The sequence below is a fragment of the Kitasatospora sp. NPDC033851 genome, assembly GCF_055576085.1.
Map to the genome: position 1 here is coordinate 1 of NZ_JBVIRL010000028.1, position 19,969 is coordinate 19,969.

At 72.4% G+C, this 19,969-nt stretch carries 18 protein-coding genes; 11 read left to right on the forward strand and 7 right to left on the reverse strand.

The features are described from left to right. The first annotated feature begins 496 nt into the window (after positions 1–496). Both ACZ51D_RS35530 and ptsP read left to right on the forward strand, forming a co-directional pair. Positions 497–946 carry a PTS sugar transporter subunit IIA gene (locus ACZ51D_RS35530; protein WP_360504874.1) on the forward strand — a complete coding sequence of 150 codons (450 nt, stop codon included), beginning with the start codon at positions 497–499 and terminating at the stop codon, positions 944–946. 102 nt (positions 947–1,048) lie between these two features. Further along, positions 1,049–2,719: a phosphoenolpyruvate--protein phosphotransferase gene (gene ptsP / locus ACZ51D_RS35535; protein ID WP_465664627.1), complete on the forward strand. Its 1,671-nt coding sequence runs from the start codon at positions 1,049–1,051 to the stop codon at positions 2,717–2,719. Between the two features lie 90 nt (positions 2,720–2,809). On the opposite strand, the gene ACZ51D_RS35540 is transcribed toward ptsP, so the two are convergent. The 3 genes from ACZ51D_RS35540 to ACZ51D_RS35550 form a co-directional block, all read right to left on the reverse strand. Continuing rightward, complete coding sequence (locus tag ACZ51D_RS35540) at positions 2,810–4,930, reverse strand: acetoacetate--CoA ligase (RefSeq protein WP_465664628.1); 2,121 nt, start codon at positions 4,928–4,930, stop codon at positions 2,810–2,812. Positions 4,931–4,975: 45 nt separating this feature from the next. After that, complete coding sequence (locus tag ACZ51D_RS35545; protein ID WP_465664629.1) at positions 4,976–5,524, reverse strand: NUDIX domain-containing protein; 549 nt, start codon at positions 5,522–5,524, stop codon at positions 4,976–4,978. A gap of 90 nt (positions 5,525–5,614) precedes the next feature. Next, positions 5,615–6,517, reverse strand: coding sequence for an NUDIX hydrolase (locus ACZ51D_RS35550; protein ID WP_360504882.1), 903 nt, complete (start codon positions 6,515–6,517; stop codon positions 5,615–5,617). 196 nt (positions 6,518–6,713) lie between these two features. Here ACZ51D_RS35550 and mmuM point away from each other — a divergent pair, with 196 nt between their 5' ends. The 5 genes from mmuM (at position 6,714) to ACZ51D_RS35575 (ending at position 13,038) form a co-directional block, all read left to right on the forward strand. Continuing rightward, positions 6,714–7,658: a homocysteine S-methyltransferase gene (mmuM, locus tag ACZ51D_RS35555; RefSeq protein WP_465625407.1), complete on the forward strand. Its 945-nt coding sequence runs from the start codon at positions 6,714–6,716 to the stop codon at positions 7,656–7,658. A gap of 191 nt (positions 7,659–7,849) precedes the next feature. Next, positions 7,850–8,614 (forward strand): IclR family transcriptional regulator, encoded by a 765-nt coding sequence (locus ACZ51D_RS35560; RefSeq protein WP_360504886.1) that lies wholly within the window; start codon positions 7,850–7,852, stop codon positions 8,612–8,614. Positions 8,615–8,898: 284 nt separating this feature from the next. Continuing rightward, positions 8,899–9,636, forward strand: coding sequence for an MIP/aquaporin family protein (locus ACZ51D_RS35565; RefSeq protein WP_465664630.1), 738 nt, complete (start codon positions 8,899–8,901; stop codon positions 9,634–9,636). 111 nt (positions 9,637–9,747) lie between these two features. Further along, positions 9,748–11,268, forward strand: coding sequence for a glycerol kinase GlpK (gene glpK, locus ACZ51D_RS35570; RefSeq protein WP_360504890.1), 1,521 nt, complete (start codon positions 9,748–9,750; stop codon positions 11,266–11,268). Between the two features lie 174 nt (positions 11,269–11,442). Continuing rightward, a complete protein-coding gene (locus ACZ51D_RS35575) occupies positions 11,443–13,038 on the forward strand; it encodes a glycerol-3-phosphate dehydrogenase/oxidase (protein WP_360504892.1) in 1,596 nt (531 codons plus the stop codon). A 134-nt stretch (positions 13,039–13,172) separates the two neighbouring features. On the opposite strand, the gene ACZ51D_RS35580 is transcribed toward ACZ51D_RS35575, so the two are convergent. After that, the gene (locus tag ACZ51D_RS35580) at positions 13,173–14,393 is read right to left on the reverse strand and encodes a metal-dependent hydrolase family protein (protein WP_360504894.1); all 1,221 of its coding nucleotides are present in this window, start codon (positions 14,391–14,393) and stop codon (positions 13,173–13,175) included. Positions 14,394–14,516: 123 nt separating this feature from the next. Here ACZ51D_RS35580 and ACZ51D_RS35585 point away from each other — a divergent pair, with 123 nt between their 5' ends. After that, positions 14,517–15,146, forward strand: coding sequence for a TetR/AcrR family transcriptional regulator (locus tag ACZ51D_RS35585; RefSeq protein WP_465625413.1), 630 nt, complete (start codon positions 14,517–14,519; stop codon positions 15,144–15,146). A 392-nt stretch (positions 15,147–15,538) separates the two neighbouring features. On the opposite strand, the gene ACZ51D_RS35590 is transcribed toward ACZ51D_RS35585, so the two are convergent. Together ACZ51D_RS35590 and ACZ51D_RS35595 are read right to left on the reverse strand one after the other, a co-directional pair. After that, positions 15,539–16,933 carry a GntT/GntP/DsdX family permease gene (locus ACZ51D_RS35590; RefSeq protein WP_465625415.1) on the reverse strand — a complete coding sequence of 465 codons (1,395 nt, stop codon included), beginning with the start codon at positions 16,931–16,933 and terminating at the stop codon, positions 15,539–15,541. Positions 16,934–17,006: 73 nt separating this feature from the next. After that, complete coding sequence (locus tag ACZ51D_RS35595) at positions 17,007–17,561, reverse strand: gluconokinase (protein ID WP_465625417.1); 555 nt, start codon at positions 17,559–17,561, stop codon at positions 17,007–17,009. Between the two features lie 150 nt (positions 17,562–17,711). Here ACZ51D_RS35595 and ACZ51D_RS35600 point away from each other — a divergent pair, with 150 nt between their 5' ends. The 3 genes from ACZ51D_RS35600 to ACZ51D_RS35610 all read left to right on the forward strand — a co-directional run bounded on the left by ACZ51D_RS35600 (position 17,712) and on the right by ACZ51D_RS35610 (position 19,195). Next, on the forward strand, positions 17,712–18,407 hold the full coding sequence (locus ACZ51D_RS35600; RefSeq protein ID WP_465625419.1) for a FadR/GntR family transcriptional regulator: 696 nt from the start codon (positions 17,712–17,714) through the stop codon (positions 18,405–18,407). A 186-nt stretch (positions 18,408–18,593) separates the two neighbouring features. After that, a complete protein-coding gene (locus ACZ51D_RS35605; protein WP_465625421.1) occupies positions 18,594–19,061 on the forward strand; it encodes a hypothetical protein in 468 nt (155 codons plus the stop codon). Then, complete coding sequence (locus tag ACZ51D_RS35610) at positions 19,058–19,195, forward strand: hypothetical protein (RefSeq protein WP_465625423.1); 138 nt, start codon at positions 19,058–19,060, stop codon at positions 19,193–19,195. Before ACZ51D_RS35605 ends, ACZ51D_RS35610 begins: the two co-directional genes overlap by 4 nt. On the opposite strand, the gene ACZ51D_RS35615 is transcribed toward ACZ51D_RS35610, so the two are convergent. Beyond that, entirely contained in the window at positions 19,192–19,956 is a 765-nt protein-coding gene (locus ACZ51D_RS35615) for a metallophosphoesterase (RefSeq protein WP_465625425.1), read from the reverse strand. The genes ACZ51D_RS35610 and ACZ51D_RS35615 overlap by 4 nt on opposite strands. Between the last annotated feature and the right edge of the window lie 13 nt (positions 19,957–19,969).

Here is a 19,969-nt window from a genome sequence, read left to right on the forward strand (position 1 = left end):
GACTTTTGGCACGCTGTTGAGTTCTCAAGGAACGGACGCTTCCTTCGGACCGCCTTCCAGCGGACCCTCCGGGCTTCGTTCTTTCGTGTTCCCAGTTTACCAGATGTTTTCCGCTCCGTTTACCGGGGCTTTTCGCATCTGAAATCTGGTGTTAACCGCCAAGTTGTGGCGACTCGACCAACCATAGCGGGTCGGTGACCGGAGTGCGAATCGAGGCGCGCTCGGTGTCACCCGGTCGGCGGCATGATTTGTTGCTCTCGCGAGCATATACAGCAATGGTCCCGATTCGCCAAGATGCCTGTAGAGTTCGGCACATCGGCCGAGAGGACTAGACCACTCGCGGGCTGGCGAGACGCTCGCCGACAGGCGGGCGGGGGCGGGGTTTTCGCCCGGGAATGTTGACAGATGTCCGAAGTTGACATGATTTAGGCTTCAGCTGATCGTCGTGCCGCTCCTCGCGGCCGCTCGCTGTACTGCGCCCTTGGGAGGCACCACCATGACCACTGTGACGTCGCCGCTGACCGGCAAGGTCGTCGGGCTCGCCGGCGTGCCGGACCCGGTGTTCTCGGGCGCGATGGTCGGCCCCGGTACCGCGATCGACCCGGTTCGTCGGCCCACCGAGGCGCTCTCTCCGGTGGACGGCGTCGTCGTCTCCATGCACCCGCACGCCTTCGTCGTCGTGGACGCCGAGGGCCACGGTGTGCTGACCCACCTCGGGATCGACACCGTCCAGCTCAACGGCGAGGGCTTCGAGCTGCTCGTCACCAAGGGCGACACGGTGACCCGCGGCCAGGCCGTCATCAAGTGGGACCCGTCCGCCGTCGAGGCCGCCGGCAAGTCGCCGATCTCGCCGATCGTCGCGCTGGAGGCCACCCCGGACTCGCTCGGCGACCTGCGGGAGGACGGCGAGGCCGTCTCCGGCGAGCCGCTGTTCAGCTGGAGCTGACCCTCTCGGCCACCGATACACACCCGCCCCGCAGGAAGTGACGGGGCGGCCCGGCACTCAGCGGTTCCCGGCGGGGCCGCTCCTCTCAGCGGAGACAGGTAGATGGAGAAGACACTGCGCGGCGTGGGTGTCAGCCACGGGGTCGCGATCGGCCAGGTGCGGCACATGGGGACGGCGGTTCTGGAGCCCCCGGCCACCCAGATCCCGACCGAGGACGCCCCGCGGGAGCAGGCACGCGCCCAGGCCGCCGTGGAGGCGGTCGCCGCCGACCTGACCGCGCGCGGCAACCTGGCGGGCGGCGAGGCGCAGGCCGTCCTCGAGGCCCAGGCGCTGATGGCGCAGGACCCCGAGCTGATGGCCGACGTGTCCCGCCGGATCGCCGTCGGCAGCAGTGCCGAGCGCGGTGTGTACGACGCCTTCGCCGCCTACCGCGCGCTGCTCGCCTCCGCCGGGGAGTACCTGGCCGGGCGGGTCGCCGACCTGGACGACGTGCGGAACCGGATCGTGGCCCGGCTGCTCGGAGTGCCGATGCCGGGTGTGCCGGACAGCGACGAGCCGTACGTGCTGTTCGCGCGGGACCTGGCGCCGGCCGACACCGCGCTGCTGGACCCGACGCTGGTGCTCGGCTTCGTGACCGAGGAGGGCGGGCCGACCAGCCACAGCGCCATCCTGGCGCGGGCGATGGGCGTGCCGGCCGTCGTGGCGCTGCCCGGTGCGACCGATGTCGCCGAGGGCACCGTCGTCGCGGTGGACGGCAGCTCGGGCGATGTGCTGCTGGAGCCGTCGCAGGAGAGGCAGGACGAGCTGCGGGCGATCGCCGCCGAGCGCAAGGCCGCGCTGGCCGCTTCCTCCGGTCCGGGGCAGACCTCGGACGGGCACCGCGTCCCGCTGCTCGCCAACGTGGGTGGCCCGGCGGACGTGCCGGCCGCGCTGGAGAACGGCGCCGAGGGCGTCGGCCTGTTCCGTACCGAGTTCCTGTTCCTGGACGACTCGGCGAAGGCTCCCGGCGAGGAGAAGCAGGTCGAGGCGTACCGCAAGGTGCTGGAGGCCTTCCCCGAGGGCCGGGTCGTGGTCCGGGTGCTCGACGCGGGCGCGGACAAGCCGCTGGACTTCCTGACTCCGGCCGACGAGCCGAACCCGGCGCTCGGCGTACGCGGTCTCCGTACCCTGCTGGAGCACCCCGAGGTGCTGCGCACCCAGCTGCGGGCGCTGGCCACGGCGGCCGCGGGTCTGCCGGTGCACCTGGAGGTGATGGCGCCGATGGTGGCCGACCGCCAGGACGCCAAGGACTTCGCGACCGCGTGCCGCGAGGCCGGGCTGGACGCCAAGTTCGGTGCGATGGTGGAGATCCCCTCGGCCGCGCTGCGGGCCAGGTCGATCCTTCAGGAGGTCGAGTTCCTGTCTCTGGGGACCAACGACCTGGCGCAGTACACCTTCGCGGCCGACCGCCAGGTCGGTGCGCTGGCTCGGCTGCAGGACCCGTGGCAGCCGGCGCTGCTGGACCTGATCGCCGCGGCGGCCGACGCCGCGCGGGCGAGCGGCAAGAGCTGCGGCGTCTGCGGCGAGGCGGCCTCCGACCCGCTGCTGGCCGTGGTGCTGACCGGTCTGGGCGTCACCAGCCTCTCGATGGGCTCCGCGTCGATCCCGTACGTGCGGACCGCGCTGGCCAAGTACACGCTGGCGCAGTGTCGCCGGGCGGCCGAGGCGGCCCGGGCCGCGGACAGCGCCGAGGAGGCGCGGGTCGCGGCGCAGCAGGTGCTGTCCGGCGAGTAAGGGCCGAATAACAGCGCTGAAGGCGAGAACACGAGAAGGGGCGCCCTCACCATCGCGGTGGGGGCGCCCCTTTCGTGTGCGTCGGGGAGGTCAGGCCCGGCGGTCGATGCGGAGCCGCTCGAAGAAGCGCAGGTGCTCGATGTTGTCGACGGAGCCGGGGTTGACGGCCTGCTCCAGCGGGGTGCCGGAGAGGATGCGCTTGACCGGGACCTCGATCCGCTTGCCGGTGAGGGTGTGCGGGAGGCCGCGGACGGCGATGACCTCGTCGGGGACGTGGCGCGGGGAGAGTTCGGTGCGCAGCGAGGTGCGGATGCGGCCGATGAGGTCGTCGTTCAGTTCGGCGCCGGGGGCGAGGACGACGAACAGCGGCATCCAGTAGCCGCCGTCGGGTTCCTCCAGGCCGATGACCAGGGACTCGGCGATCTCGGGGAGGCGCTCGACCACCTCGTAGATGTCCGAGGAGCCCATCCGGACGCCCTGACGGTTGAGGGTGGAGTCGGAGCGGCCGTGGATGACGACGGTGCCCCGGGAGGTGACGGTGATCCAGTCGCCGTGGCGCCAGATGCCGGGGTACATGTCGAAGTAGCTGTCGTGGTACCGGGTGCCCTCGGGGTCGTTCCAGAAGCCGGTGGGCATGGACGGGATGGGCTTGGTGACGACGAGTTCGCCGACCGCGTCGGTGAGCGGCTTGCCCTGGACGTCCCAGGACTCGACGGCGGCGCCGAGGCAGGGGGCCTGGATTTCGCCGAGGTACACCGGGAGGGTGGGGACGCCGCCGACGAAGCAGGAGCAGACGTCGGTGCCGCCGCTGACGGAGGCGAGCCAGACGTCCTCCTTGACCTCGTCGTAGATCCAGCGGAAGCCGTCGGGGGGCAGCGGGGAGCCGGTGGTGCCGATGCAGCGCACGGCGGAGAGGTCGAGGTCGCGGCCGGGGTGGAGCTCGGCCTTGCGGCTGGCGATCACGTAGGCGGCGGAGGTTCCGAGGACGGTGGCGCCGGTGCGGGCGGCGACGGACCAGAGGGCGCCGGTGTCGGGGTGGCCGGGGCTGCCGTCGTAGGTGACGATCGTGGACCCGACGAGGAGGCCGGCCAGCAGGAAGTTCCACATCATCCAGCCGGTGGAGGTGTACCAGAGGAAGCGGTCCTGGGGGCCGAGGTCGAGGTGGAGGCCGGCCTGCTTGAGGTGTTCGAGCAGGATGCCGCCCTGGCTCTGGATGATGGCCTTGGGCAGGCCAGTGGTGCCGGAGGAGTAGAGGACCCAGAGCGGGTGGTCGAAGGGGACCGGCTCGAAGACCGGCTCGACGTCGTCGGAGACCAGGTCGTCCCAGGTCAGGGCACCCTCGGGGGCGGGGGCGCCGAGCAGCGGGATGTGGACGACAGTGCGCAGGCTGGGGAGCTCGCGGCGCAGCTCGGCGACGACCTCGGTGCGGTCGTGGTCCTTGCCGCCGTAGTGGTAGCCGTCGATGGCGAAGAGGACGGCGGGTTCGATCTGCTGGAGGCGGTCGAGGACGCTGCGGGCGCCGAAGTCGGGGGCGCAGCTGGTCCAGATCGCGCCGACGGCGGCGGTGGCGAGGAGGGCGACGGCGGCCTGCGGGATGTTGGGCAGGTAGGCGCTGACGCGGTCGCCGGGGCCGATGCCCTGGGCGCGCAGGGCGGCGGCGAGGGAGCCGACCTGGCGGCGGAGTTCGGACCAGGTGAGGGCGACGGGCTGCTCGGTGGTCTCGTCGAGGTGGAGGATCGCGGGGCGGTCGGCGTTGGCGCTCTTCTCACCGTCGGGGCCGGGCTCGGCCGCGCGCAGGGCGTGCTCGGCGTAGTTGAGGCGGGCGCCGGGGAACCAGCGGGCGCCCGGCATGGCCGGGTCGGCGAGGACGGCCTCGGGGGCCTGGGTGAAGCGGACGTCGAACCACTGGGTGACCGCGGTCCAGAACCGGTCGAGGTCCTCGGTGGACCAGGTATGCAGGTCGGCGTAGCGCTGGGCGGCCTGCTGGTCGTCGGCGGCCGGGGCGAGCGCGGCGGCCGGGGCGCCGTGGTGTTCGGCGGCCCAGGCCTGGAAGGCCACCAGGCTGGTGGCGGCGGCGCGAGCGGGGTTGGGGCGCCAGAGCGGCTGGTCCTGGGGTGGGGTGCTCACGGTGGTGGTCTCCCGGCCGGTGGTGGGGACGGGAGAGCTTGTGGCAGACCCGTCCGGTTGGGCTGTCGGTGCAGACCATGCCATGTGCGCGGCCGTCGCGCCAGGGTCGGCCGCCGAGCGGCGGGGAGGTCAGCGGGGGGCGAACTCGCCGCTGAACCAGCGGCTCAGGACCCCGTTGTGGAAGTCCCAGACGAGCGCGGTGTCGGCGGTGGCGAGCAGCCAGCCGTCGGTCTCGTCGGTGGGGTGCGAGGGCGGGAGCTCGGCGAGCGGGCGGGCGGGGAGCAGGCCGCAGAGCATCACGAAGCGGCCGTAGGGGTCGGAGGCGGTGTGGATCAGGGTGACCTCGGTGGGGTCGGCCGCGATGCCGGTCTCCTCCTGCAGTTCGCGGACGCAGGCCTGCTGCCAGCTCTCGCCGTAGTCCATGTAGCCGCCGGGGAAGGCGAGTTCGCCGTAGCCGGGTTCGATGGTGCGGCGGATGACGACCAGGGCGGGGTCGGCGTCGGGCCGGGTGACGGGGAGGACGGTGACCGCGACGGGCAGCGGGTTGCGGTAGCTGATCTCGGTGCAGCCCGGGCAGGTGCGGGGCCAGGCCCGGGTGCCGGCCGGGTAGGGCGTACCGCAGAAGTGGCAGTGGGAGAACGGCCGGTGGACGGCCTGGGTCGCTTCGTCAGTGGTCATGGCCGGATGGTAGCCCCGGTGGCGTGACCGGGTCCCCGGGTCTTCGGTGATCAGACCGGCGGGCCAGCAGGTGATCAGGCGAGCGGGTGATCAGTGCGGCCCGGCGTCGCCGGGCGGGTCCTCGCGGGTGGGACGGAGCAGGGCGGGGTGCAGCAGGCCTGCGCCGCCGGCGTGGTAGGTGCGGGCGCGGGGGCCGCCGCGGGCGCCGCCGCGCTCGGTGGTGGTGCCGGTGCTCTCGACGAAGCCGGGGACGGAGAGGACCTTGCGGTGGAAGTTGCCGGGGTGGAGCTTCTCGTCCCAGACCGCCTCGTAGACGGCGCGCAGGTCCGGGATGGTGAAGTCGTGGGGCAGGAAGGCGGTGGCCAGCGGGCTGTACTCGAGCTTGGCACGCACCCGGTCGAGCCCGTCGGCGAGGATCCGGGCGTGGTCGAAGGCCAGCGTGAGCGCAGTGGGGCCGGTGCGCCCGTCGACGCCACCCCCGTGGGTGTCGGCGGGCGCACCGGCGGCTCGGGACCGGCCGCTGGGCCGGAGGTCCAGGTCGCGGACGGGGTGCCAGGCGGCGGCCGCGGCGTCCGTCCCGGCCTGGGGGTCGGGAAGGTCCGGTGCGAAGGCGAGGTAGGCGACGGAGACGACGTGCATCCGCGGATCCCGGTCGGGGGCGCCGTAGGTGCCGAGCTGCTCGAGGTGGAAGCGGCAGAGCTTGGCCTCGGCGTCGGCGGCACCCTGCAGGCCCGTCTCCTCGGCGAGTTCGCGGGCGGCGGCCTCGTCCAGGCTCTCCTCGCCGGCCCGAAGGAAGCCGCCGGGCAGCGCCCAGCAGCCCTGGTAGGGCGGGGCTCCGCGCTCGACGAGCAGGACGTGCAGGCTGCCGTGGCGCAGGGTCAGGGCCACCACGTCGACCGTGACGGCGATCGGGGCGTAGGCGCGCGGGTCGTACGCGGCGAGCCACTCCTGCTCGGCCTCGGGCCCGGTGCCGGGCCGGTCGTCCGCCGCCATCGCCGGTTCCTCTCCGTGCTCGCGGTGCTCGCTCTTGTCTTCAGTGTTGTCAGGTGCTGCTGTTCAGGTGCTGTCGTTCTCGGGCTGAGCACAACGTAGCGATCCGGGTTCCCCGGCGGCAAATGCTTTTCCCGGTCGGCCGGGGCGCCGGCCTTCTAGGCTGTGACCAGCAACGACCGCGTCAGAGGAGGCCGACATGCCCACTGCTCCCCCGCCGGACTTCGCCACGGCGCTGGCCGCCGGTCCGCTGGTGCTGGACGGTGGGATGTCGAACCAGTTGGCGGCGGCGGGGCACGACCTGTCGGACGAGCTGTGGTCGGCGCGGCTGCTGGCGGACGACCCGGGGGCGGTGGTGGCGGCGCACCGGGCGTACTTCGAGGCCGGCGCGGACGTCGCCATCACGGCGAGCTACCAGGCGAGCTTCGAGGGCTTCGCCCGTCGCGGCGTCGGTCGGGCGCAGGCCGCGCGGCTGCTGGCGAGCAGCGTGGAGCTGGCCCGGGAGGCGGCGCGGGCCGAGCCCGGCAGGCGGCGGCGCTGGGTGGCGGCGTCGGTGGGCCCGTACGGGGCGGTGCTGGCGGACGGTTCGGAGTACCGGGGCCGGTACGGGCTGGGCGTCGCGGAGCTGGTGGCCTTCCACCGGCCGCGGCTGGAGGTGCTGGCGGCGGCCCGGCCGGACGTGCTGGCGTTGGAGACGGTGCCGGACGCGGACGAGGCCCGGGCGCTGCTGGAGCTGGTGCGCGGGCTGGGGGTGCCGGCCTGGCTGTCGTACAGCGTCGAGGGGGACCGGACCCGGGCCGGGCAGCCGCTCGCGGAGGCGTTCGCGCTCGCGGCGGAGGTGGACGAGGTGCTGGCGGTGGGCGTCAACTGCTGTACGCCACAGGACGCGGACCGGGCGGTGGCGCTGGCCGCCGAGGTGACCGGGAAGCCGGTGGTGGTCTACCCGAACAGTGGGGAGGAGTGGGACGCCGGGCGCCGTGGCTGGCACGGGGAGGCGACCTTCCGCTCGGCCCGGGTGGGCGGCTGGCTCGCGGACGGGGCCCGGCTGGTGGGCGGCTGCTGCCGGGTCGGGCCGGACGGGATCGCGGCGCTCGCGGCGGAGGTGGCGGTGCGCCGGGGTCCGTCGAACGACCTGGAAGGCTGAGACCCGGCCGGAGTGAGGCCGGAGAATCGCGGGAGCCGGAGCACCGCAGGGGCCCGAGATTCCGGCCCCTGGCACCCGGCCGGGGACCGGTTACCGAGGGGGAAGGTGCACGGAGCCAGTACGGCCTGGCAGACTCGTCCCGTCACCACTGCGGTCGACATTGTCGACCGCCTGTCAGCGCGGAGGTATCCATGCCCGGCCCGATCCAGTCGCTTTCCCGGGCCGCCGCGATCATGCGCCTGCTGGCCGGCGGCGAGCGCCGCCTCGGCCTGTCCGAGGTCTCGACGGCGCTGGGCCTCGCCAAGGGCACCGCGCACGGCATCCTGCGCACGCTGCAGCAGGAGGGGTTCGTCGAGCAGGACCCGGAGAGCGGCAAGTACCAGCTGGGCGCGGAGCTGCTGCGGCTGGGGCAGAGCTATCTGGACGTGCACGAGCTGCGGGCGCGGGCCCTGGTGTGGGCGGACGACCTGGCCCGGGCGGCCGGGGAAACGGTCTACCTGGGGGTGCTGCACCAGCAGGGCGTGCTGATCGTGCACCACGTGTTCCGGCCGGACGACACCCGCCAGGTGCTGGAGGTCGGCTCGATGCAGCCGCTGCACAGCACCGCGCTCGGCAAGATGCTGCTGGCCTACGACCCGGTCGCACGTGGGGAGTTGGGCGACGGTCCGTACGAGTCGTACACCATGCGCACGCTCACCGAGGCCGCCGACGTGGACGCCGAGTGCGCGCTGATCCGCGAGCGCGGCTGGGCCGACGCGGTCGAGGAGACCTGGGAGGGCGTGGCCTCGATCGGCGCGCTGATCCAGGACCGGCGGCGCAACCCGGTGGGCGCGGTGTGCATCAGCGGGCCGGTGGAGCGGGTCTGCGAGGACGGCTTCGTGAGGCCCTCGCTGGTGGCCTCGGTACGCAGCGCGGCGCGCGCGATCTCGCGCGATCTGGGTGCCGGGCGGTTCTGAAAAAGCGTTCACATCGTCACGCTGAGGCGCGGACGGGCGGTAGGCCTGTCCGCGCCTTGGCGTTTTGTCCTGTTTCGGGGCGCTCCGCTCGGTAACTTCGGGGAGCGGGCCGAGGCAAGGGTCACAGCTGCGTAACCCCGCCTTGACGTGGGGGCGACCTGGGGAGGAAGCTTCCGCATGACGGTCGACATTGTCGAACGATGGCCGGGGAGATCACTCCCCCAGTGCGCTCACCCACACAGCGATCGACCGGCCGCCCACCCCCACCCACACCTCCGGGCCATATGGACAAGGGAGTCTTTGTGTCCGCGTTCTCCAACGGCGACGTATTCGTCGGCGAAACCCTCGGCACCGCCGCCCTGATACTCCTCGGCGGTGGCGTTTGCGCCGCCGTGACCCTCAAGAAGTCGAAGGCCGTCAACGCCGGCTGGCTGGCGATCACCTTCGGCTGGGGATTCGCGGTCCTCATCGCCGCCTACATGTCGGCTCCGAAGTCCGGCGCGCACCTCAATCCGGCCGTCACCATCGCGCTCGCGGTGAAGAGCGGCGAATGGAGCCAGGTGCCGCTCTACCTCGGCTCGCAGCTGCTCGGCGCGATCATCGGCGCCGTGCTGGTCTGGGCGACCTACCTCGGACAGTTCAACGCCAACGAGGAGCCCACCCTCGGCATCTTCTCGACCGGGCCCGAGATCCGGAACCCGATCCAGAACGTGCTCACCGAGGTCATCGGCACCTTCGTGCTCTGCTTCGCGATCCTCACCATCGGCACCAACTCCGGCCTCTCCCAGTCCGGCACCGGCACCCTGATGGTCGCCTTCACCGTCGTCGGCATCGGCCTCTCGCTGGGCGGCCCGACCGGCTACGCGATCAACCCGGCCCGTGACCTCGGCCCGCGCATCGCCCACACCCTGCTGCCGATCCCCAACAAGGGCGGCTCGGACTGGTCGTACGCCTGGGTCCCGGTCGTCGGACCGATCATCGGCGGCCTCGCGGCCGGCGGCCTGTACAACGCCCTCTTCTAAAGACCCCTCTTCACAAGAGCGGTGTCGACCCCGCCGAACACGGGGACTGACCGAGAAGCGCGTCAGGCCCACCCACCCCGTACCCCCCGAACCCGAGCCGAGGACCCTCCCATGACCTCCACCGGTAACTACATCGCCGCGATCGACCAGGGCACCACCTCCAGCCGCTGCATCATCTTCGGCGCCGACGGCCGGATCGTCTCCGTCGACCAGCAGGAGCACCGGCAGATCTTCCCCCAGCCCGGCTACGTCGAGCACGACGCCAGCGAGATCTGGACCCGGGTGCAGTCGGTCGTCCGCGGTGCCCTGGAGAAGGCCGGACTGACCAAGGACGACATCCGCGCCATCGGCATCACCAACCAGCGCGAGACCACCGTCCTGTGGGACAAGAACACCGGTGAGCCGGTGCACAACGCGCTGGTGTGGCAGGACACCCGCACCGAGGGGCTCTGCCGCGAGCTGGGCCGCAACGTCGGCCAGGACCGCTTCCGCCGCGAGACCGGCCTCCCGCTGGCCAGCTACTTCGCCGGCCCGAAGATCCGCTGGCTGCTGGACAACGTCGAGGGCCTGCGCGAGCGCGCCGAGGCCGGCGACATCCTGTTCGGCACCATGGACACCTGGGTGATCTGGAACCTCACCGGCGGTGTCGACGGCGGCAAGCACGTCACCGACGTGACCAACGCCAGCCGCACCATGCTGATGAACCTGAAGACGCTCGCCTGGGACGAGAGCATCGCCGAGTCGATGGGCGTGCCGATGGCCGTCCTCCCGGAGATCCGCTCCTCCGCCGAGGTGTACGGCGAGGCCGTCGGCGACCTGGCCGGCGTCCCGGTCGCCTCCGCGCTCGGCGACCAGCAGGCCGCGCTGTTCGGCCAGACCTGCTTCAACGAGGGCGAGGCCAAGTCCACCTACGGCACCGGCACCTTCCTGCTGCTCAACACCGGCGAGAAGATCGTCAACTCGTACCACGGCCTGCTGACCACCGTCGGCTACCGGATCGGCGACCAGGCCCCGGTGTACGCCCTGGAAGGCTCGATCGCCGTCACCGGCTCGCTCGTCCAGTGGCTGCGCGACCAGCTCGGCATCATCTCCACCGCCGCCGAGATCGAGACCCTCGCCAACACGGTCGAGGACAACGGCGGCGCCTACTTCGTCCCGGCCTTCTCCGGCCTGTTCGCCCCGTACTGGCGCTCCGACGCCCGCGGTGTGATCGCCGGCCTGACCCGGTACGTCACCAAGGGCCACCTGGCCCGGGCCGTCCTGGAGGCCACCGCCTGGCAGACCCGCGAGGTCGTCGACGCCATGCAGAAGGACTCCGGGGTCGAGCTCACCGCCCTCAAGGTCGACGGCGGCATGACCAGCAACAACCTGCTCATGCAGAACATCGCCGACGTCCTGGACGCCCCGGTCGAGCGCCCGTACGTGGCCGAGACCACCGCCCTCGGCGCCGCCTACGCGGCCGGTCTCGCCGTCGGCTTCTGGAACGACCTCGACACCCTGCGGGCCAACTGGCACCGCGCCGCCGAGTGGACCCCGCGCATGGACGAGGCCACCCGGGAGCGTGAGTACAAGAAGTGGCTCAAGGCCGTGGAGCGCACCATGGGCTGGGTGGAGGAGGAAGAGAACAACTGACCGACCAGCCGGTCGGGGCCCCGTGCCCCGGCCGGCCGCCCGCTGTTCCGGCAACGGGCGTCACCGTGTTTCACCGGCCCGCCGCACCGGGCCGACCGGCCTCTCCCGCAGAGGCCGCACCGCACACGAGAGGAGTAACGGCGCCGCCCGACCCGCGCGCCGTACACAACCACCATGGCAACCATCCCGACCCTGGGCGCCGAGCGCACCGCCGGCCGCACCGCCTCCCGCGCCGAGACCCGCGAACTGCTCGGCAAGGCCACCTACGACCTGCTGGTGATCGGGGGCGGCATCCTCGGCACGGCCGTCGCCTGGACCGCGTCCCAGGCCGGCCTGAAGGTCGCCATGGTCGATGCCGGCGACTTCGCCGGTGCCACCTCCAGCGCCTCCTCCAAGCTCGTCCACGGCGGTCTGCGCTACCTGCAGACCGGCGCGGTCAAGCTGGTCGCGGAGAACCACAAGGAGCGCCGCGCGCTCTCCACCGACGTCGCCCCGCACCTGGTCAACCCGCTGACCTTCTTCGTGCCGGTCTACAAGGGCGGCCCGCACGGCGCCGCCAAGCTCGGCGCCGGCGTCTTCCTCTACTCTGCGCTGTCCGCCTTCCGCGACGGCATGGGCCGGGTCTCCACCGCCGCGCACGCCGCCCAGCAGGTGCCCGCGCTGCGCACCGAGGGCCTGCGCTCGGTGGCCGTCTACGGCGACCACCAGATGAACGACTCGCGCGTCGCCGTGATGACCGTGCGCGCCGCGGTCGACGCCGGCGCCGTGGTGCTCAACCACGCCGAGGTCACCGGGCTGCGCTTCACCGGCCGCCGGGTCACCGGTGCCGAGCTCCGCGACCGCCTGGACGGCAGCGAGTTCGGCATCAACGCCCGCCTGGTGCTCAACGCCACCGGCCCGTGGGTCGACCACCTGCGCACGATGGAGGACGCCGGCGCCGCGCCGTCGATCCGCCTCTCCAAGGGCGCCCACGTCGTGGTCAAGCGCCGCTCGCCGTGGCGCGCCGCGCTGACCATCCCGATCGACAAGTACCGCGTCTCCTTCGCCATCCCGTGGGAGGACCACGTCCTCCTCGGCACCACCGACGAGGAGTACACCGGCGACCCCAAGGACGTCCGGGCCACCGACGCGGACATCGACCAGATCATGGGCGAGGCCGCGCACGCGATCCGCGACGAGCACCTCGACCGCGACCTGGTCACCTACTCCTTCGCAGGCCTGCGCGTGCTGCCCGGCGGCCCCGGCGACACCGCCGCCGCCAAGCGCGAGACCGTCGTCACCGAGGGCCGCGGCGGCATGCTGTCGGTCTCCGGCGGCAAGTGGACCACCTACCGGCACATCGGCCGCGCCGTGCTGGAGAAGCTGGCCCACGTGCCCGGCACCAGCCTCGGCGAGGACATGTCCCCGATCGCCCCGACCGTCCCGCTGCCGGGCGTCGGCGCGCCGAACGCGGTGGCGCACCGCCTGCTGATCGACCGTGAGCCGGGCTCGCGGATGGAGCCGCTGGTCGCCAAGCACCTGGCCAGCCACTACGGCACGCTCTCCTTCGAGATCGCCCGCATGATCGACGAGAACCCGGAGCTCGGCCGGCCGATCCACGAGGACGGGCCCGACGTCTGGGCGCAGGTCGCGTACGCGGCGGACAACGAGTGGGCGTACACGGCGGACGACGTGCTGCGCCGCCGCACCACGATGACGGTGCGCGGGCTGGACACGCCGGAGATCCAGGCCGAGGTCGAGGCCTTCCTCGCGAAGCGTGGGACCAAGTAAGCACAGCCTCGCGAAGCGTGGGACCAAGTAAGCACAGCCTCGCGAAGCGGGTCGGCAAGTAACAACAGCTGTACGGCGGGCGGGCGTTCGGGGTTTCCCGGGCGCCCGTCCTTCGCTTTGTCAGATCAGGGTGTTCACACGACCGCGCCGGCCTTGACCACGTGCTTGAGGTGCCGCTCCGGGCGGGTGAGGACGGTGAGGTCGGCCAGCGGGTCGCCGTCGACGACGAGCAGGTCGGCGTGGGCGCCCGGGGCGAGGGTGCCGATCTCCCCCGCCATGCCGAGCAGTCGGGCCGCCGTGGTGGTCGCCGAGCGGAGCACGTCCGCGACCGGCTGGACCTGGGCGCGCAGGGTGAACTCCTCCAGCTGGGCCGGGTGCAGCGGGCCGAGCAGGTCGCTGCCGTAGACGAGGTTGACGCCCGCCCGGTGGGCCCGCTCCAGGGCGTCGAGGCCCCGGTCGCGGACCTCGGCGAGCTTGCCGACGGAGGCGGGCGGCAGGCCGGAGGCGGCGCCGAGCTTGGCGGTCTGCTCGTAGGCGACCAGGGTCGGGACCAGGAAGGCGTCCTTCTCCAGCAGCAGGGCGATCGTGCCGTCGTCCAGCAGGTTGCCGTGTTCGACGCAGCGCACCCCGGCCCGCAGGGCGCGGTCGATCGCCCGCGGGTGGTAGGCGTGCACGGTGACGTAGCGGTTGTGGTTCTCCGCCTCCTCGACCGCCGCGCGGATCTCCTCCTCGCTGTACTGGACGGCGGCGATCTCGTCGTGCGGGGAGGCGACGCCACCGGAGAGCAGCACCTTGAGGTGGCGCGCGCCCTTGCGGAACTCGTCCCGTGCGGCGGCCCGTACCGCGTCCACGCCGTCGGCGATCCGGCCGAAGTTCGGCCGGGACTCGCAGCAGGGCAGGGCGTCGTCGCCGAGCGGGCGCAGGTCGCCGTGGCCGCCGGTCTGGGACAGCGCCTTGCCGCCGTGCAGCAGTCGGGGGCCGGGCACCAGGCCCTCGGCCAGGGCGCGGGCCATGCCGTGGTCGGCGCCGCCGACGTCGCGGACGGTGGTGAAGCCGCGGCGCAGCATGCGTCCGGCCTCGGCGAGGGCGCGGACGGTCGCGTAACCGGGGGTCCAGTCGGCGACGTCGTGCAGGTCGAGCGTGGTGACCAGCAGGTGGACGTGGGCGTCGATCAGGCCGGGCAGGACGGTGCCGCCGGCGGCGTCGACCACCCGGACGCCGTCGCTCGCGGCGGGCGGGCGGCCGGTGCCGGTGGCGGCGATCCGGCCGTCGGCGGTCTCCAGCCAGCCGCGGTCGGTGCGGGTGCCGTGCTCGGGGTGGAGCAGGTGGGCGTTGGTGATCAGCAGTCGGCTCATGGTGGTGGTCCCCCTCGGGTTCGGTGCGGCTGGCACCGGCGGTTCGGTACGGCTCGCACCGGCAGTTCAGTACGGCCCGTATTGAATACGACTCGTACTGAATACACCATGTATCGTTCCCCTGTGAACCCACCCCCGGCCGATGCCGCCGCTGCCCGACCGCCTCGCCGTCGTGTCCACACCCGGGCCCGGCTACTGGCCGCGGCGGGCGAACTGTTCCTCACCGTCGGCTTCGCGCGGACGAGCATCGAGGACGTCTGTGCCGCCGCCGGCTACACCCGCGGCGCCTTCTACTCGAACTTCGGCAGCAAGGAGGACCTGCTGCTGGCGCTCTTCGACGACCAGGCGGCGCAGCGGATGGCCGAGCTGGAGCAGCTCGCCGCCGCCTGCGAGGCGCTCGCGCCGCGGGATCGGGCCCGGCTGCTGGTCGAGGCGCTGCTGCGGGTCGAGCCCGCGGAGACCGGGTGGATCCTGCTGTTCCTGGAGTTCCGGCTGGTCGCCGCCCGGACGCAGGCGCTGGCCGAGCAGGTCGCCGCGCACGACCGGACGGTCGCGCGGGCGCTGGCCGACGTCCTGGAGCGGGCACTGCCGGAACTGGTACCCGAGGGCGCGAGCGCCGGGCAGGCCGCGACGGTGATCCTCTCCGCGCGGGAGGGGTTGCTGGCCCGTACGGCGGCGGGCGGCGCGCTCGCGGAGCAGCTGCTGGAGGCGACGGCGGCGGTGCTGTCGGGGCTGCTGGGGCAATCAGGCTGAACCGAGGGCTCGCGTCCCACGTGGATCCTCGATGGGCCGGCAGCCCGCCTGGGCCCTTCCTGCGACGGACGGTGCCGACCGTGCACCTGCTGGCACGTTCCTGACGTTCTGTCGATCTGAATCGACGTGACCGGGGCCGTGCGGCGAGAATCGCTCTCCTCGGCATCCCGCTGTCCGAGAAGGGCGCACCGTTCAGGCCCTGCCGCCACGAACGGCCCGTTGCGGTCGGCCCGTTGCGGCTGGCTGGTGCCGCAGCGCGACCCCACTGGTGCCGACCGGCTCAGCGCCGTCCGGGCGCCGTCCCGGTCCGGGATCGGGTACTCGGCAGCTGACGAGTCCGGCCCCACCGCTCACGCGCCGGGGCCGGGACCTGAAGGCTTTTCACCGAACTTCTAGATGATCAGGCTCAGCGGCAGGATCAGGGCGATCGCGACGACCGAGATCACCGTCTCCATCACCGACCAGGACTTCAGCGTCTGCCCGACGCTCATCCCGAAGTACTCCTTCACCAGCCAGAACCCGGCGTCGTTGACGTGCGAGAAGAACAGCGAGCCGGCGCCGATCGCGAGCACCAGCAGGGCCGCGTGGGTCGAGGACATGTTCGCGGCGAGCGGGGAGACGATGCCCGCCGCCGTGATCGTGGCGACCGTCGCCGAGCCGGTGGCCAGCCGGATCAGCACGGCGATCAGCCAGCCCAGCAGCAGCGCCGAGATGTGCCACTTGCCGGACCACTCGCTCACCGCGTTGCCGACGCCCACGTCGATCAGGGTCTGCTTGAAACCGCCGCCCGCGCCGACGATGAAGACGATGCCCGCGATCGGGCCGAGCGACTTGCCGACGGTGTCGGAGATCCGGGCCTTGTCGAAGCCCGCCGCCCTGCCGAGGGTCAGCATGCCGAGCAGGGTCGCGGCGAGCAGGGCGATCAGCGGGGAGCCGACGAAGTCGAACACCCGCTGGCCGATCGCCTTCGGGTCGTCGATCACCACGTCGGCCAGCGCCTTGCCGAGCATCAGCACGACCGGCAGCAGGATCGTCGCCAGCACCGCGCCGAAGGACGGGGTGCGGTCGCGCTCGGCCGACTCCGCGGGGGCGGTGGCCGCCGGGAGCTCCAGCGGACCGACCCAGCGCTCGGCGACCCGCGCGAACAGCGGACCGGCGATGATCAGGGTCGGGACGGCGATCAGCAGGCCGAGCGCCAGGGTGATGCCGAGGTCGGCCTTCAGCGCGTCGACGGCGACCAGCGGGCCCGGGTGCGGGGGCACCAGACCGTGCAGCACCGACAGGCCGGCCAGGGCCGGGATGCCGACCCGCATCAGTGGAACGTTGCCCCGGCGGGCGACCAGCAGCACGATCGGGATCAGCAGGACGACGCCGACCTCGAAGAACAGCGGCAGGCCGAGCACGGCGGCGATCAGCGCCATCGCCCAGGGCAGCGCCCTGTTGCCCGTACGGGAGAGCACGGTGTCCGCGATGATGTTCGCGCCGCCGGAGTCGGCGAGCAGCTTGCCGAGCATCGCGCCGAGGCCGATCAGCAGGCCGACACTGGCCACGGTGGAGCCGAAACCCGTCGAGAAGCTGCTGAGCAGCTTGTCGAAGGGAGCGCCCGCGACGGCGGCCAGCAGGCCGGAGCCGAGCGTGAGGGCGAGGAACGGGTGCAGCTTCAGCTTGGTGATGAGTACGACGATCGCACCGATGCTGAGCAGCACCGCGATCAGCAGCTGGGAGTCGCTGCCGGTGTGCGGCAGGGCCGGTGGGGCGGCAGAGAGGAGAGTGGCGGACAAGCTCATGCGCCCGCCTCGCTTCGCTCGGTCGGGGCATTCGCCCTTACGCGCCTTCTGACGGCTCGCTCGCTTCGCTCGCTCACGTGAGGTCTCCATTGACGGGCCGCAGCAGTGCCGCGGCCATCTCGACGAGTTCTTCGGGGGACGGGCCCACGTCCAGGACGGCGCCGTGCTCGTCCGCCTCCAGGGGTTCCAGGGCGGCGTACTGCGAGTCGAGCAGCGACGACGGCATGAAGTGGCCGGTGCGGTGGCTGAGCCGGTCCTCGACCAGCTCGTGGCCACCGCTGAGGTGCAGGAAGAAGGCGCCCGGGCAGGCCGCGCGCAGGGCGTCGCGGTAGCGGTGCTTCAGCGCCGAGCAGGTGACCACACCGCCGGTGCCGTCCTCGGTCCGCTCCTTGAGCCACGCGCCGATGGCGCGCAGCCAGGGGGCGCGGTCCTCGTCGTCCAGCGGGACGCCGGCCGACATCTTGGCGATGTTGGCCGCCGGATGGAAGTCGTCCGCCTCGGCGAAGGGGAGGTCGAGGCGGTCCGCCAGCAGGCGGGCCAGAGTGGTCTTGCCGACTCCCGAGACGCCCATCACCACGATGGTGAGGGGGGCCTGCGGGAGGTCGTGGTTCTCGACGCTGAGAGCCATGGGTGGTGCTCCTTCGTTGCCTGGCCGCCACTATCGCCTCAAAGATATGACGTATTCAAGTAGTGGAAACCAAATCGTCATACTTTTGAGGTGTGGGCTGGATCGCAGGGCGATGCGAACGCTCACGGGCCGGACGTCTACCCTGGGCGGATGGAGATCCAGGGGCTGCCCGGGCGGCTGCTTGACGAGCTCGGGCCGACGATCGCGTCCGGGGAGATCCCCGAGGGCGCGGTCCTGCGCGGGGAGGACCTGGAAGAACGGTTCGGGGTGTCCCGGACGGTGGTCCGGGAGGCGGTGCGGATCCTCGAGGGGATGCGCATGGTGGCATCCCGGCGACGGGTCGGGATCACCGTGCTGCCGAAATCGCTCTGGGACGTCTTCGACCCGATGGTGATCCGCTGGCGCCTCGCCGGGGCCGACCGGCCCGCCCAGCTGCGCTCCCTCGGCTCGCTGCGGATGGCCGTCGAGCCGGCCGCGGCGGCGCTCGCCGCGGTCCACGCCACCGATGACGACCGACGCGAACTGAGCTCACTGGCCGTCGAGTTGACGGTCTCCGCGCGCGAGGCCGACCTGACCACCTTCCTCGGCCACGACATCGCCTTCCACGCCCTGGTGCTGCGCGCCTCCGGCAACGAGATGTTCGCCCACCTCGGGGACACCGTGGGGGCGGTGCTCACCGGGCGGACCGAGTACCATCTGATGCCCCATCAGCCGGAGCCGTACGCGATCCGGTTGCACCGCGAGGTCGCCGACGCGATCTGCTCGGGGCACGCCGACGAGGCCGAGCAGGCGATGCGGACGATCGTCACGGGCGCCCTGGAGGAGCTCAACCAGCAGTTGGGCTGACCTCCCGGTGACCTCTGCCCGGATGACACGGTTTGGTGGCTGTTCGGTGGATTCGGACGCATAGTCCTGGTTCGGCGGGGCAGAGTGAGCCTGGGGTCGCGTTTCGTGTGCGCCCGTTCCGTAACCAGTTGTTCCGTAACCAGTTGTTCCGTGTCCGGCGCCGAATCCGCGCCTGGGGGTCGCCCGATGTCCGTGCCACGCCGCCGTCGCCGCCTTCCCGACGAAGTGCGCGCCGCCGCAGTCCGGGCCGTGCTCTCCCTGGCCTTCACCCTGGTGGGTGTGGTCGTCGCGACGCTGTCCTCGTACGCGGGCAGTTCGATGCTGACGCCCGCACTGATGGCCATGGGGCTCGGGGTGTTCGGCACCATGTGGTGCCTGCTGGAGATCCTGATCTCCCGCCAGGTCGCCGCGCAGCGGATGCGGGCGCCGGTCTCCACCCACCCGATGGCGGGCGGCCGGGCGCCCTCCGAACCGCTGGCGGCCCGGCCGTTCCCCCGGCCCGGCTCGTCAGTGCACCAACAGGCGTACCAACAGCCGTACCAACAGTCGTACCAGTCGGTGTACCAAGAGCCGGATCAGCAGCCGGATCAGCCGCTCTACCCGTGGCCGCAGCACCCGCCGCACCAGCCGCGGGTGTCGACCACGCCGCCGTGACACCGGGGCCGAGCGTCAGCGCGATCACCGAGCCGACCGCGTTCGACGGGGCGGAGCGTTCCTTCGCCATCGCCCCGCCCGCCGAACTCATGGCGGTCCTGCGCCGGTTGAAGGAAGGCCGGCGGGCGGGCTAGTCGACCGGGACGACCCGGTAGTGGGTGGTGATCCGGGCGTCCCCGTCCAGGACGTGGAAGGCGAGCATCGGCGGGTGGTCGAAGGAGATGCCGCGCCCGCCCTCGCAGGGCAGGGTGACGGTGGAGACCACGCCGGGCGCGACCAGCAGCGGCAGGCCCGCGAAGGTGGTCGCGGCGGGGGTGTGGGAGTGACCGCAGAGCAGGGCGGCCACCCGGGGGTGGCGGCGCAGCACCGCGGCGAGGTCCGCCTCGCCGAACTGGCGGATCCCGTCGACCATCGGCAGGTGCAGCTCGACCGGCGGGTGGTGGAAGGCCACCAGGGCGGGCAGCTCGGTGCGCCCGGCGGCGAGCCGGGTGTCCAGCCAGTCCAGCGTCTCCTCGTCGAGCAGGCCGTCGTCCTTTCCGGGTATGGACGAGTCGAGCATCAGCACGTCGGCGCCGGGCAGCTGGTGCAGACGGTTGATCGGCCCCTCCCCGGCCGGCTCGCCGAGCAGCACCTCCCGGTACGGCACCCGGGAGTCGTGGTTGCCGGGGCAAGTGAGCACCGGGTGCCGGGAGGTGAGCGCCTTGGCCACCTGCCGGTACTCCTCGGCCAGGCCGTGGTCGGCGAGGTCGCCGGTGACCAGCACCCCGTCCAGCGGGCCGGGCAGGGCGTCGAGGTACGCCATCACCTGCTCGGTCCGCCGCCGGGCGCGCTTGCCGCCGTCCCGGCGGTGGACCTGGCCGAGGTGGATGTCACTGAGGTGCGCGATCGTCAGCATGCCGATCACGCTA